Genomic DNA, 12,970 nt, shown 5'->3' with positions numbered 1-12,970 from the left:
TCTGACAATAATAAAACAATACCCAATCAAACACGCCGCCTTTTTCGCGGACGACATCCATTATGAGGAATTGGTGTTACATCACGGATAGAAGTAATGACAAAACCAACAGATTGCAATGCACGCAAAGCAGATTCACGACCTGATCCAGGACCACAAACCTCAACTTCTAACGAACGCATACCATGTTCTTGCGCTTTTCTAGCACAATCCTCTGCAGCAACCTGAGCAGCAAAAGGCGTAGACTTCCGAGATCCTTTAAATCCTTGAGCCCCAGCAGATGACCAAGCGATTGTATTTCCTTGAGCATCCGTGATTGTAATCATTGTATTGTTAAATGTTGAATTGATATGCACAACACCTGATGAAATATTTTTACGCTCGCGACGGCGAACACGCGTGGCTTCCTTGGCCATGATCTTCCTTTCAACGATCTCTTCACTGCCGTAATACCAGCAGCTCCACCCTCTTTGCTCTTGTTAAAAAAATTAACAAAAAACACAACATAAAAAACAAAATTCTTTATTCTAAATAAAAAATTTTATTTTTTCTTACCAGCAATTGCTTTAGCTGGTCCCTTACGGGTACGTGCATTTGTATGCGTACGTTGCCCACGAACAGGCAAAGAACGACGATGACGCAAACCACGGTAACAACCAAGATCCATCAAGCGCTTAACATTCATGGCAACCTCACGGCGAAGATCTCCCTCAACTTGATAGCCTTGATCTATCGCTTCACGAATTTGCAATACTTCCGCATCCGAAAGCTCATGCACACGACGCCCTAAAGGAATGCCAACCTTTTTAGTAATTTCTTGAGCAAATTTTGGTCCAATCCCGTGAATATATTGAAGCGCAACAATTACACGCTTATTTGTCGGGATATTGACGCCAGCAATACGAGCCACGCATACTCTCCTTAATTCTGTTGACAATTAATCATAAAATACCCGGTATATCTTACAGAAAAAAATAATCCGGCATAGAAATACCCCGAATTTAATTATTTTACTGAAATAAATTAAATTTGCTTTTGATAGATTTTACTCACAAAGTCAAGAGTTTTCATTTATTTCTAAAAAATTTTCTTATTGAAAAAAATCCTTGATCACACGTGAAACTTCAACAATATCCATCATTCCATCAACCACCTTCAATAACCCTCTTTCTGAATAAAATTTCGATAAAGGAATTGTTTTCTCACGATATTCTATCAATCGTTTCACAAAAGCAGTCGGATTATCGTCTGCACGAACCTGTCCTCCTGTAGCTATCGTTTCCTCAACGCGTCTGTTCATACGCTCAATCAAGGCATTTTCATCAACACTCAGCTCAATAACAGCATCAAGCTGCATATTTTTCGACTGTAGAATCTGTTGTAACACTTCTGCCTGCCCCACAGTCCGTGGATAGCCATCCAAAATAAAACCGTTGACACAATCATTTTCGTCAATACGATCCGATACGATTTGATTAACAATACTATCAGACACCAAAGCACCAGAGCTCATAATAGCTTTAGCTTGTTTCCCAATTTCTGTCTCTCTGGAGATAACTTCACGTAACATATCACCTGTTGATAACTGAGGAATATTATATATCTCAGTTAACATTTTAGCTTGTGTACCTTTCCCAGCTCCAGGAGCTCCTAAAAGAATAATTCTCATCGATTCCTTTTACCTCCACGAAGTTTTGACTTTTTAATCAATCCTTCATATTGGTGTGCAATAAGATGTCCTTGAATTTGAGCAACTGTATCAAGTGTAACCGTAACAACAATCAACAAAGACGTCCCCCCAAGATAGAAAGGAACCTGCAAAGCGGATACCATAAATTCAGGAAGCAAACAAACCAAAACAATATAAATTGCTCCCACGACAGTAATGCGTGTTAAAACATAATCAATATATTCAGCAGTACGTTCACCAGGACGAATACCCGGAATAAAACCAGAATGCTTTTTTAACTGATCTGCCGTATCACTTGGGTTAAAAACAATAGCCGTATAAAAAAAGCAAAAAAACGCCATTAAAAACGCATAAACAATCATATAAAGTGGCTGCCCATGACTAAGGGAATAAGAAATGGATTGCATCCAGTGGGGCATTTTGTCAGAAAAATTATTAATAGTTGCAGGCAATAACAATAAAGATGAAGCAAAAATCGGCGGAATAACACCAGCCGTATTCAACTTTAAAGGAAGATGTGACATATCACCCTGAAACATCTGATTTCCTACTTGACGTTTTGGGTACTGAATAAGAATTCTTCGCTGCGCACGTTCTACAAAAACAATAACAGCTATAACAAAAACCGCAATAAAAACAATAGTTATCAATAAAAAGGTCGATAAATCGGCTTGACTATGAGCAGTTAAAAGCTGAGCAAAAGTGGAAGGAAGATTAGCTACAATTCCTGTAAAAATAATAAGAGAGACACCATTACCAACACCACGCGAAGTAATTTGCTCTCCAAGCCACATGAGAAACATCGTTCCACCGACAAGTGTAATCACAGAAGAAATACGGAACATAAGCCCTGGTTCTATAACAATCTGAAGCCCTGTTCCTATACCAGTTTCAAGCGCAACCGCAATACCAAAGGCTTGAAGAATAGCCAACACGACTGTTACATATCGGGTATACTGATTAATAACCTTACGACCTAGCTCACCCTCTTTTTTAAGAGTTTCCAACGAAGGAATAACGGAAGTGAGCAATTGCACAATAATTGATGCCGATATATAAGGCATAATTCCCAATGCAAAAATTGCCATACGCCCCACAGCACCTCCAGCAAACATATTAAATAATCCCAAAACACCAGATGCATGATGTTCAAATGTTTGCCGCAGAGAATCAATATTAATACCAGGAAGAGAGATATAAGTACCAAAACGATAGACAAGAAGCGCAGCTAGAGTAAACCAAATGCGTTTTTTTAATTCGGTCGCACGTGAAAAAGTACCAAAATTTATATTAGAAGCAAATTGCTCTGCCGCTGATGCCATAAAACGTCTCCAGTTCACACTCCAGTTCTAAAAATTACAAGAAATACAACTTTAAAAACTCATACCGTTATACATAAAGAGATAAAAAACGCAAATAACCCTCTATAAAAGATATCTTTAAATGATCTCCCTTAAAATATCATTTATATCAAAAAAACTTATCGAACAGCTTCAGAAAAAATAACCTGTCCTCCTGCTTTTTCAATCTTCATACGAGCAGCTTTTGAAGCGCCTGAAACATGAACTATAATCTTAGCTTTTAATTCACCATCAGAAAGAAGACGCACTCCATCTCTCGCACGGCGAATAATAGCAGCTTCTTTCAGAGCAATAATATCAACAGGCTTTTCAATATTCAACTTACCGGCATCAACTGCTAACTGAATACGTGCCAGCGAAACTTCATTATAAGTCTTGGAAAAAACGTTCCTAAATCCACGTTTTGGCAAACGACGATAGATAGGCATTTGCCCACCTTCAAAACCATTAAGCGAAACACCCGAACGCGATCTTTGTCCTTTGACACCACGACCACCAGTTTTACCAATACCAGAACCTATACCACGCCCAACACGTTTATAATTTCTTGTTGCGCCTTCGCGATCACGTAGTTCATTGAGTTTCATATTTTATACTCCCGCAACCTTTAATCTTCATCTATAACGCGAACAAGATGGCGAACCTTCGCAATCATACCGCGCACACAAAGTGTATCTTCTAAAACACGCCGCCTACGCATTTTATTTAATCCAAGTCCTATCAAAGTTGCACGCTGAATCTGTGAGTTCCGAATCGGACTTCCAATTTGCTCTACCGTCACAGTTTTACCACTCTGAGATTTTTTCTGAACCATTTTTAAATTCCTTTTCTGACAATCTCAGAAACTATCCTTCTGCATCAACTAAATGCCGACGACGCGCCTGCAAAGTTGAGTATTTTATACCACGCTGAGCAGCAATATCCCTAGGATGCATTTGACGTTTTAACGCATCAAACGTTGCACGCACCATGTTATAAGGATTGGAAGACCCTAATGATTTTGCAACAACATCCTGCATTCCGAGAGTTTCAAAAATTGCACGCATTGGTCCACCGGCAATAATACCTGTACCAGCAGAAGCTGAACGCAATAAAACTCGACCAGCCCCATGACGACCTTCAAGATCATGATGCAATGTACGTCCAGACCGAAGTGGAACATAAATCATTGCACGCTTTGCAGCTTCTGTAGCCTTACGAACAGCCTCTGGCACTTCACGTGCTTTACCATGACCAAAGCCCACACGACCTTTTTGATCTCCAACAACAACAAGAGCAGCAAAACCAAAACGCCGACCACCCTTAACAACTTTAGCAACACGATTGATATGAACAAGCCTATCGACAAACTCACTATCACGTTCATCTCGTTCACTACGTTCTTTTTGTGCCATTCCTCATTCCTTTTTCTTTTCCGGAAGCACGCCAATAAAGTTTCACCATAAAACTAGAGAAACTTACACGAAAAGATCTAAAGTTCCCTTATTCAAATTCCTAAACAGGGCACTTTAGAAGTTCAAACCACCCTCACGAGCAGCTTCGGCCAAAGCCTTTACTCTACCATGGTAAACATATGCCCCACGATCAAAAACCACCTCATTAACACCAGCTCTTTTTGCACGTTCAGCAATTAACTTACCAACAGCTAAAGCTGCTTCTTTATCAGCACCACTTTTTAATGATTTTCTTAAATCACTCTCAAGGGTAGATGCTGAAACAAGCGTACTCCCCCGCAAATCATCAATAATTTGAGCATAAATATTCTGATTTGAACGGTAAACGCTAAGCCGCGGACGATCACTAGAAACCGCCTTAATTCTACGACGAACGCGCCGTGCACGACGCTGGAGAATGTCCTTAGATGAAGCCATAATACAAAATCCTTATTTCTTCTTACCTTCTTTACGGAAGATGTGCTCATCTGCATGCTTAACACCTTTACCCTTATAAGGTTCAGGTCTACGATATTCGCGAATTTCTGCTGCGACTTGCCCAACTTGCTGCTTATCAATTCCGGAAATAACAATCTCTGTCGACTTAGGAACCGTTACAGTAACACCCGATGGTACTTTATAAACCACATCATGGGAAAAACCTAATGATAATTGCACATCCTTACCCTGCAAAGCAGCACGATAACCAACCCCATTAATTTCTAACCTCTTTTCAAAGCCATCTTTTACACCACAAAAAATATTTTCAATCATTGAACGCGACAACCCCCATTTAGAGCGAGCATCCTTTGATTGATCCCGTGGAGAAACTGATATAGAATTATTCTCCAATTTCACCAAAACTTCATCATTCACAATGTAACTGAGTTCACCTTTTGGACCTTTTGCTTTAACCAGCTGACCTTCAACAGTTGCAGTAACCCCAGAAGGAATTAAAATGGGCTTTTTTCCAATACGAGACATTGTTCTAACCTACTTTTCTTCTGTTTTCTTGAACATACTTAGAAAACACGACAAAGGAGCTCTCCACCAACATTCTGTTCACGTGCCTGATGGTCTGCCATAACTCCCTTAGGAGTTGATAAAATAGAAATACCGAGACCATTTGCCACTTGAGGAAGCGATTTAGCAGAAACATATACACGACGACCAGGTTTTGAAACACGTGAAATATCACGAATAGCAGCTAACCCTTCAAAATATTTCAACTCGATTTCAATTTCAGATTTTCCATCACCTAAATCGACTTGATTATATCCACGAATATAACCTTCAGACTGAAGAACATCAAGAACGCGTGCCCGAAGTTTAGAAGCAGGCGTAACCACTTTGCCTTTCTTACGACCGAGTGCATTACGAATACGCGTTAACATATCACCAAGAGGATCTGACATAGACATTGAAATTCTCCTCTCACCAGCTAGACTTAACAATACCCGGAATATGTCCGATAGAACCAAGTTCACGCAATGCAATCCGCGACATTTTTAATTTACGGTAATAAGCCCGCGGACGCCCTGAAACTTCACAACGATTACGAACACGAACCTTAGCAGAATTACGTGGTAGCTCTGCCAACTGAACAGAAGCTTTAAAACGCTCTTCAAGAGAAATCTTCTGATCCATAACAATGGCTTTCAAACGCGCACGACGTGCAGCATAACGCTTTACCATCACCTCACGATACTTATTTTTTTCAACGGCACTTACTTTGGCCATAATCTTACCTCGCTACGTTTGCCGTTACGAACGAAACGGGAAATTAAAAGCGCGCAATAATTCACGTGCCTCATCATCCGTTTTCGCTGTCGTACAAACGATAATATCCATGCCCCAAATTTGATCAACTTTGTCATAGTTGATTTCTGGAAACACAATGTGCTCTTTAATACCCATAGCAAAATTGCCACGACCATCAAAGCTTTTTGGGTTCAAACCACGAAAGTCACGAACCCGCGGAAGCGCAATCGTAACAAGACGATCTAAAAACTCAAACATACGGTCTTTACGCAATGTAACTTTAGCCCCAAGAGGCATTCCTTCACGAACTTTAAAAGTTGCAATAGAATTGCGCGCACGCGTAACAACAGCCTTCTGACCTGTTATCAGCGCCAAATCCTCAGCAGCAAAAGATGGTTTTTTGGAATCAGCAGTTGCCTCACCAATACCCATATTAACTACAATCTTGTCAACCCGTGGAATTTGCATTGCATTTTTATAAGAAAACTTATCTTGAAGTACTTTACGAACCACCTCAAAATAATGCGCCTTCATACGCGGTGTTTGTTTTTCTTCAGCCATTAATCAACTCTCCCGAACGCTTGGCAAAACGAACCTTATTACCATCTGCATTCATACGAAAACCCACACGCGTAGGCTTACCATCTTTAGGATCAGCAATCGCCAAATTAGATAAATGAATCGGAGCTTCTGTAGAAACAATTCCTGCTTCTTGCTTTTGTGTCTGGCGCTGATGACGTTTAATCATATTAACACCACGAACAAAAGCCTTATTCTCCTTTGGACTCACCTTAATGACTTCACCACTACATCCTTTATCCTTACCGGATAAAACAACAACTTTATCACCTTTTCGGATCTTCTGCATAACATTCACTCCTTATAACACTTCAGGAGCGAGCGAGATAATCTTCATATGATTCCTACCACGAAGTTCGCGGGGAACTGGTCCAAAGATACGTGTACCGATCGGCTCTTTTTTATTATCCACCAAAACGGCAGCATTGCTATCAAAACGAATGACACTACCGTCTGCGCGACGAATATCTTTAGCAGTCCGAACCACCACAGCTTTCATCACATCACCCTTTTTAACACGGCCACGAGGAATAGCATCCTTGACCGAAACAACAATAATGTCACCGACCGAAGCATATTTTCGCTTTGAACCGCCTAACACTTTGATGCACATGACACGACGAGCACCAGAATTATCGGCAACGTAGAGGTTTGTTTGCATCTGAATCATGACTGGCCACCTTCTCTTAACATTTCACCCGGTCGTGCCCTTAACACATCCGGATTTGCCTGCCAAATAACGATAAAGCTATTGCTTTCAAATCCACCAACGGGAATAAAACCACTGCTAAACTTTACAACAATAAACTTGACGAACTACGCTGTACTGCCGTTAACAACAATCCAACGCTTATCTTTTGAAATTGGTCTAGATTCCTGAATAGAAATTTGATCCCCAATCTTAAATTGGTTGTTTTCGTCATGCGCCTTATATTTTTTAGACTGCCGAACGGTCTTTTTGAGAAGTGGATGAGAATAACGACGCTCCACTTTCACCACCACAGTCTTATCACTCTTGTCACTAACGACAACACCCTGCAAAATGCGTTTAGGCATCTCTAATTTCCTTAAACCTTACTTTCGTTTATCTTCTGACGAAGAACAGTTTTAACACGCGCAATATCACGACGAACTTGCTTAACACGTGCAGTCCTTTCCAATTGACCTGTAGCCTTTTGAAAGCGCAAATTAAACTGCTCTTTCTTTAGCTTAGCCAACTCATCTTTCATTTGGTCGAGCGTTTGCGCCCGTAATTCTGTGGCTCTCATCGCTTAACCTCTTTATTCAGCAATCCGCTGGATGAAACGTGTTTTAATAGGCAACTTTGCAGCACCGAGTCTCAATGCTTCACGCGCTACATCCTCAGGAACTCCATCAAGTTCGAACATGACACGCCCAGGCGCAACACGTGCAGCCCAATAATCAACACTTCCTTTACCCTTACCCATACGAACTTCCGTCGGTTTAGATGTTACTGGAAGATCTGGAAAAATACGAATCCATACACGACCAGAACGTTTCATATAACGTGTAATCGCACGACGCGCCGCTTCAATTTGGCGTGCAGTAACTCTTTCCGGCTCAACAGCTTTCAGACCGTAAGTACCGAAATTCAGATCTGTACCCCCCTTCGAAGCACCGTGAATACGACCCTTAAACTGTTTACGGAACTTTGTGCGCTTTGGCTGCAACATTGTCCTCTACTCCAAACTTTTATTCAATCACAAAAACTAAGCATTTTCGCGGCGACGATTCGATGAAGAACCAGAATGATCAGCTTCTGTAGCACGACGTTCTGAAGCCATAGGATCATGCTCAAGAATCTCACCTTTAAAGACCCAAACCTTAACACCACAAATACCATAAGCAGTCTTAGCTTCTGCTGTACCGTAATCAACATCAGAACGCAAGGTATGAAGTGGAACACGACCTTCGCGATACCATTCCATACGCGCAATTTCAGCACCACCAAGACGACCAGAACAGTTAATACGAATCCCTTCTGCCCCAAGACGCATAGCTGACTGAACTGCACGCTTCATGGCACGACGAAAAGCAACACGACGCTCTAACTGCTGTGCAATTGACTGCGCAATAATTGTTGCATCAATTTCTGGCTTACGAATCTCCACAATATTCAGCGAAGTCTCGGCATTGGTCATTTCTGAGAGCTTACGACGAAGCTTTTCGATATCAGCACCCTTTTTTCCAATAATCAAACCAGGACGTGCAGAATGAATCGTTACACGACATTTTTTATGAGGACGCTCAATGACAACTTTAGAAATAGCCGCCTGCTTCAATTCTTCCAAGACATACAGACGAATCTTCAAATCTTCATGAAGAAGACGCCCATATTCGCCACTATCAGCATACCAACGGGAATCCCAAGTCCGATTGACTCCAAGACGAAGTCCTATTGGATTGATCTTTTGACCCATTATGCGGCCTCCACTTTTTCGGTAACTTCACGAACAATAATAGTAAGATGCGAAAACGGACGTTCAATTCGACTAGCACGTCCACGACCGCGAACATGAAAACGCTTCATCACCACCGATTTACCAACATAGGCTTCTGCAACAACCAGCGAATCAATATCAAGATCGTGGTTATTCTCTGCATTTGCGATCGCTGATTCAAGAGTTTTTTTCACAGTCCCAGCAATACGTTTACGTGAAAATGTCAAATCAGCAAGCGCCACATTAACTCTCTTACCGCGAATCATTGCAGCAACTAAATTAAGCTTTTGTGGACTAACACGGATTGTCCGAGCAACCGCTTTTGCCTCATTTTCTTTAAGCTGGCGCGGAACCTTAGCTTTTCCCATTACCTATTTCCTCTTCGCTTTTTTATCTGCACCATGCCCATAATAAGTCCGAGTGGGAGCAAACTCACCAAACTTATGCCCAACCATCTCTTCAGAAACAGAAACAGGAATATGCTTATTGCCGTTGTAAACACCAAAAGTTAGACCAACAAACTGTGGTAAAATAGTAGAGCGACGACTCCATATTTTAATAACTTCATTGCGCCCACTCGCACGGACCTTTTCTGCTTTCCCAAGAAGATAGCCGTCAACAAACGGACCTTTCCAAACTGAACGAACCACTTCAGACTACCTTTCTCATTTCTTGCGCTGATGACGCGTACGCATAATAAACTTATCGGTGGCTTTATTGGAGCGCGTACGCTTACCCTTTGTAGGCTTACCCCAAGGAGACACTGGATGACGCCCCCCTGATGTACGACCTTCACCACCGCCATGTGGATGATCAACTGGGTTCATAGCAACACCACGAACATGTGGACGTTTACCACGCCAACGTGACCGACCAGCCTTACCATCATTAATATTCCCATGATCAGGATTTGAAACAGCACCAACAGTTGCAAAACAACTACTAGACACCAAACGCTGTTCTCCAGAATTAAGGCGAAGAATAGCCATTCCTTGATCACGTCCAACCAACTGCGCATAAGTACCAGCTGAACGTGCAATCTGACCGCCTTTTCCAGGTTTCATTTCAACATTGTGAATAATTGTACCAACCGGCATATTACCAAGCGGCATAGCATTACCCGGTTTAACATCGACATTCGAACCAGCTATAATATAATCACCAATACCAAGACGCTGTGGAGCAAGAATATAACTTAATTGCCCATCTTCATAGCGAATGAGTGCAATGAAAGCAGTACGATTTGGATCATATTCCAAACGTTCAACTTTTGCAGAAACATCGCGCTTAAGACGCTTAAAATCGACAAATCTATAACTACGCTTATGACCACCACCTTGAAAACGAGCAGTAACACGGCCACGATTATTACGCCCACCTTTTGATGATAAACCTTCAGTCAGCGTTTTTACAGCCTTACCCTTATAAAGACAAGAACGATCTACAATAACAAGCTGACGCTGCCCTGGCGTAGTTGGATTAAACTGCTTAAGTGCCATTATCCTTATCTCCGAGCCTCTTTAAAGACCTGTAGAAACGTCGATAGACTGACCACTAGCCAGTGTCACGATCGCTTTCTTGACATCACTCTGCCGACCAACAATGCCTTTAAAACGCTTCACTTTACCCTTACGGACTATCGTGTTAACTGCTTGTACTTTAACGCTAAAAAGCGCTTCAACAGCAGCTTTAATTTCAGGCTTCGTCGCTTTCGGCGCGACATTAAAAGCAACTTGATTATATTCAGAAATCATAGTCGACTTTTCAGTAATAACTGGACTAATAATTATATCATAATGGCGAAGATCTGTCATTTAAAACGCTCCTCAAGAGCCTCGACAGCTGCCTTTGATAAAACAAGTTTGCTGCGACGCAAAATATCATAAACATTAATCCCTTGAATTGGTAAAATATCAATATTAGGAATATTAGATGCTGCCCGAGAAAAATGAATATCGATTTCTTTGCCATCGATTAAGAGAGCATTATCAAACCCAAGCTTAGAAAAATAAGAAACAAGCACTTTGGTTTTAACATCCTGAACACGCATCTCATCAACAATAATTATATCTTTTGCTTTTAACTTAGCCGACAAAGCAAGGCGCAATCCGAGTGCACGAATTTTTTTAGGAAGATCATGGGCATGACTACGAACCACCGGACCATGCGCCTTACCTCCTCCTCGAAACTGCGGAGCACGAGCAGATGAATGCCGAGCACGCCCTGTACCTTTCTGTTTAAACATCTTTGCACCTGTTCGTGATACATCAGAGCGCCCTTGTGATTGATGGGTTCCCTGTTGACGACGCGCCAGCTGCCAACGAACAACACGTTGTAAAATATCTTCACGTGGGACAAGACCAAAGATAGCCTCAGAAATCTCTAGCTTACCAGCCTCATCCCCATCAAGGGTTTTAATTACAAGATCCATTACTCGGCTCCCTCAACTTCAGAGGTTTCCACCATTGGAGCAACCATTTCCGTTTTCTCCTTCGCAAGACGACGAATACCAGCAGGCTTCGGCGCATTATCGGGAAGAGGCTTCTTTACAGCATCTCGCACCAAAATCCAAGCGCCTCTACAACCAGAAACAGCTCCACGCACCAAAATCAAACCACGCTCAATATCTGTAGAAATAACCTCAATATTCTGTGTTGTTACACGGACCTGCCCCATATGACCAGCCATTTTCTTACCTTTAAACACTTTACCTGGGTCTTGACACTGCCCTGTCGAACCATGTGCACGATGTGTGATAGAGTTACCATGTGACGCACGATGTCCGCCAAAATTATGACGCTTCATAACACCAGCAAAACCTTTACCAATACTCGTCCCCGTTACATCAACTCTTTGTCCTGGAACAAAATGTTCCACTGTAATCTCAGTACCAACATCAAGAAGATTATCTGGACTCACACGAAATTCTGCTATTTTAGCTTTTGGCTCAACAGAAGCCTTAGCAAAATGCCCACGAAGAGCTTTTGAAGTATTTTTAACCTTTGCAAAGCCTACACCTAATTGAACAGCAGTATAACCATTCTTTTCAACTGTACGCTGAGCCACAACCTGACAATTCTCCAAACGAAGTACTGTTACCGGCACATGTTCACCATCTTCATTATAAATACGGGTCATGCCCAGCTTCTGTGCTATTACACCTGAACGCATCGGGTCTGTTCCTTCTGTCCTCAAACCTCAGAGCTTAATCTCTACATCCACACCAGCAGAAAGATCAAGCTTCATAAGAGCATCAACTGTTTGCGGTGTTGGATCAACAATATCAAGAAGACGCTTATGTGTACGCATTTCAAACTGCTCACGGCTCTTCTTATCGATGTGCGGTCCACGATTGACCGTAAATTTCTCAATCCGCGTTGGAAGCGGAATAGGACCACGGACATTTGCACCAGTACGCTTAGCAGTCGACACGATCTCACGCGTCGATGCATCAAGAATTCTGTGGTCAAACGCTTTCAAGCGAATGCGGATATTTTGACTGTTCATGCTCTTTTATTTTCCCTGTCATGCAAAGCGCCTTCCACAACAAAGGCGCTCCTTCAATAAGCATTATTTACTCAATGATCTTAGAAACGATACCGGCACCAACAGTACGACCACCTTCACGAATAGCAAAGCGTAGCTTTTCTTCCATAGCAATCGGAACTATCAGAGAGACATCCA

General features: G+C 41.8%; 26 protein-coding genes. All 26 read right to left on the bottom strand.

The features are described 5' to 3' along the window. Positions 1–26: 26 nt before the first annotated feature. Complete coding sequence (gene rpsK / locus ABD909_RS08110; protein ID WP_005865097.1) at positions 27–416, bottom strand: 30S ribosomal protein S11; 390 nt, start codon at positions 414–416, stop codon at positions 27–29. A 125-nt stretch (positions 417–541) separates the two neighbouring features. Beyond that, positions 542–910, bottom strand: coding sequence for a 30S ribosomal protein S13 (rpsM, locus tag ABD909_RS08105; protein WP_345097416.1), 369 nt, complete (start codon positions 908–910; stop codon positions 542–544). A gap of 180 nt (positions 911–1,090) precedes the next feature. Then, on the bottom strand, positions 1,091–1,669 hold the full coding sequence (locus ABD909_RS08100; RefSeq protein WP_345097415.1) for an adenylate kinase: 579 nt from the start codon (positions 1,667–1,669) through the stop codon (positions 1,091–1,093). Continuing rightward, the gene (gene secY / locus ABD909_RS08095; RefSeq protein WP_345097502.1) at positions 1,666–3,012 is read right to left on the bottom strand and encodes a preprotein translocase subunit SecY; all 1,347 of its coding nucleotides are present in this window, start codon (positions 3,010–3,012) and stop codon (positions 1,666–1,668) included. The genes ABD909_RS08100 and secY overlap by 4 nt, the downstream gene beginning before the upstream one ends. A 158-nt stretch (positions 3,013–3,170) precedes the next feature. After that, the gene (gene rplO, locus ABD909_RS08090; protein ID WP_345097413.1) at positions 3,171–3,638 is read right to left on the bottom strand and encodes a 50S ribosomal protein L15; all 468 of its coding nucleotides are present in this window, start codon (positions 3,636–3,638) and stop codon (positions 3,171–3,173) included. 20 nt (positions 3,639–3,658) lie between these two features. Next, on the bottom strand, positions 3,659–3,865 hold the full coding sequence (gene rpmD / locus ABD909_RS08085) for a 50S ribosomal protein L30 (RefSeq protein ID WP_345097412.1): 207 nt from the start codon (positions 3,863–3,865) through the stop codon (positions 3,659–3,661). 31 nt (positions 3,866–3,896) lie between these two features. Continuing rightward, a complete protein-coding gene (gene rpsE, locus ABD909_RS08080) occupies positions 3,897–4,445 on the bottom strand; it encodes a 30S ribosomal protein S5 (protein ID WP_345097411.1) in 549 nt (182 codons plus the stop codon). A 114-nt stretch (positions 4,446–4,559) separates the two neighbouring features. Continuing rightward, positions 4,560–4,922, bottom strand: coding sequence for a 50S ribosomal protein L18 (gene rplR / locus ABD909_RS08075; RefSeq protein WP_345097410.1), 363 nt, complete (start codon positions 4,920–4,922; stop codon positions 4,560–4,562). Between the two features lie 12 nt (positions 4,923–4,934). Further along, positions 4,935–5,468, bottom strand: a complete 534-nt coding sequence (gene rplF, locus ABD909_RS08070; protein ID WP_345097409.1) for a 50S ribosomal protein L6 — start codon at positions 5,466–5,468, stop codon at positions 4,935–4,937. 38 nt (positions 5,469–5,506) lie between these two features. Further along, on the bottom strand, positions 5,507–5,905 hold the full coding sequence (gene rpsH, locus ABD909_RS08065) for a 30S ribosomal protein S8 (RefSeq protein WP_345097408.1): 399 nt from the start codon (positions 5,903–5,905) through the stop codon (positions 5,507–5,509). Positions 5,906–5,918: 13 nt separating this feature from the next. Then, a complete protein-coding gene (rpsN, locus tag ABD909_RS08060) occupies positions 5,919–6,224 on the bottom strand; it encodes a 30S ribosomal protein S14 (RefSeq protein WP_345097407.1) in 306 nt (101 codons plus the stop codon). A 24-nt stretch (positions 6,225–6,248) separates the two neighbouring features. Further along, positions 6,249–6,806 (bottom strand): 50S ribosomal protein L5, encoded by a 558-nt coding sequence (rplE, locus tag ABD909_RS08055; RefSeq protein ID WP_345097406.1) that lies wholly within the window; start codon positions 6,804–6,806, stop codon positions 6,249–6,251. Next, entirely contained in the window at positions 6,799–7,113 is a 315-nt protein-coding gene (gene rplX, locus ABD909_RS08050) for a 50S ribosomal protein L24 (RefSeq protein WP_345097405.1), read from the bottom strand. Before rplX ends, rplE begins: the two co-directional genes overlap by 8 nt. Before the next feature lie 12 nt (positions 7,114–7,125). Next, the gene (gene rplN, locus ABD909_RS08045) at positions 7,126–7,494 is read right to left on the bottom strand and encodes a 50S ribosomal protein L14 (protein WP_345097404.1); all 369 of its coding nucleotides are present in this window, start codon (positions 7,492–7,494) and stop codon (positions 7,126–7,128) included. A 146-nt stretch (positions 7,495–7,640) separates the two neighbouring features. After that, the gene (gene rpsQ / locus ABD909_RS08040; RefSeq protein ID WP_345097403.1) at positions 7,641–7,880 is read right to left on the bottom strand and encodes a 30S ribosomal protein S17; all 240 of its coding nucleotides are present in this window, start codon (positions 7,878–7,880) and stop codon (positions 7,641–7,643) included. Between the two features lie 11 nt (positions 7,881–7,891). Continuing rightward, positions 7,892–8,092 carry a 50S ribosomal protein L29 gene (rpmC, locus tag ABD909_RS08035; RefSeq protein ID WP_345097402.1) on the bottom strand — a complete coding sequence of 67 codons (201 nt, stop codon included), beginning with the start codon at positions 8,090–8,092 and terminating at the stop codon, positions 7,892–7,894. A 12-nt stretch (positions 8,093–8,104) separates the two neighbouring features. Further along, entirely contained in the window at positions 8,105–8,518 is a 414-nt protein-coding gene (rplP, locus tag ABD909_RS08030) for a 50S ribosomal protein L16 (protein WP_345097401.1), read from the bottom strand. Positions 8,519–8,554: 36 nt separating this feature from the next. Beyond that, a complete protein-coding gene (rpsC, locus tag ABD909_RS08025; protein ID WP_019218817.1) occupies positions 8,555–9,265 on the bottom strand; it encodes a 30S ribosomal protein S3 in 711 nt (236 codons plus the stop codon). Next, on the bottom strand, positions 9,265–9,654 hold the full coding sequence (gene rplV, locus ABD909_RS08020; protein ID WP_345097400.1) for a 50S ribosomal protein L22: 390 nt from the start codon (positions 9,652–9,654) through the stop codon (positions 9,265–9,267). The genes rpsC and rplV overlap by 1 nt, the downstream gene beginning before the upstream one ends. Before the next feature lie 3 nt (positions 9,655–9,657). After that, entirely contained in the window at positions 9,658–9,936 is a 279-nt protein-coding gene (gene rpsS / locus ABD909_RS08015) for a 30S ribosomal protein S19 (protein WP_004855734.1), read from the bottom strand. Between the two features lie 15 nt (positions 9,937–9,951). Then, positions 9,952–10,785 carry a 50S ribosomal protein L2 gene (gene rplB, locus ABD909_RS08010; RefSeq protein ID WP_345097399.1) on the bottom strand — a complete coding sequence of 278 codons (834 nt, stop codon included), beginning with the start codon at positions 10,783–10,785 and terminating at the stop codon, positions 9,952–9,954. A gap of 21 nt (positions 10,786–10,806) precedes the next feature. Next, positions 10,807–11,100 (bottom strand): 50S ribosomal protein L23, encoded by a 294-nt coding sequence (locus ABD909_RS08005; protein ID WP_345097398.1) that lies wholly within the window; start codon positions 11,098–11,100, stop codon positions 10,807–10,809. Next, positions 11,097–11,717: a 50S ribosomal protein L4 gene (gene rplD, locus ABD909_RS08000; protein WP_345097397.1), complete on the bottom strand. Its 621-nt coding sequence runs from the start codon at positions 11,715–11,717 to the stop codon at positions 11,097–11,099. The genes ABD909_RS08005 and rplD overlap by 4 nt, the downstream gene beginning before the upstream one ends. Beyond that, positions 11,717–12,457 (bottom strand): 50S ribosomal protein L3, encoded by a 741-nt coding sequence (rplC, locus tag ABD909_RS07995; RefSeq protein ID WP_345097396.1) that lies wholly within the window; start codon positions 12,455–12,457, stop codon positions 11,717–11,719. The genes rplD and rplC overlap by 1 nt, the downstream gene beginning before the upstream one ends. Positions 12,458–12,484: 27 nt before the next feature. Continuing rightward, positions 12,485–12,793, bottom strand: a complete 309-nt coding sequence (gene rpsJ / locus ABD909_RS07990; RefSeq protein ID WP_004855744.1) for a 30S ribosomal protein S10 — start codon at positions 12,791–12,793, stop codon at positions 12,485–12,487. 67 nt (positions 12,794–12,860) lie between these two features. Beyond that, positions 12,861–12,970: EF-Tu C-terminal domain-related protein (locus ABD909_RS07985; RefSeq protein WP_482830035.1), on the bottom strand; the 110-nt coding region annotated here is incomplete at its 5' end.

Source organism: Bartonella acomydis (assembly GCF_039543025.1).
GTDB lineage: Bacteria > Pseudomonadota > Alphaproteobacteria > Rhizobiales > Rhizobiaceae > Bartonella > Bartonella acomydis.
The sequence above is the reverse complement of the archived record's forward strand: the minus strand, read 5'-3'. Positions and strand labels throughout refer to the sequence as shown.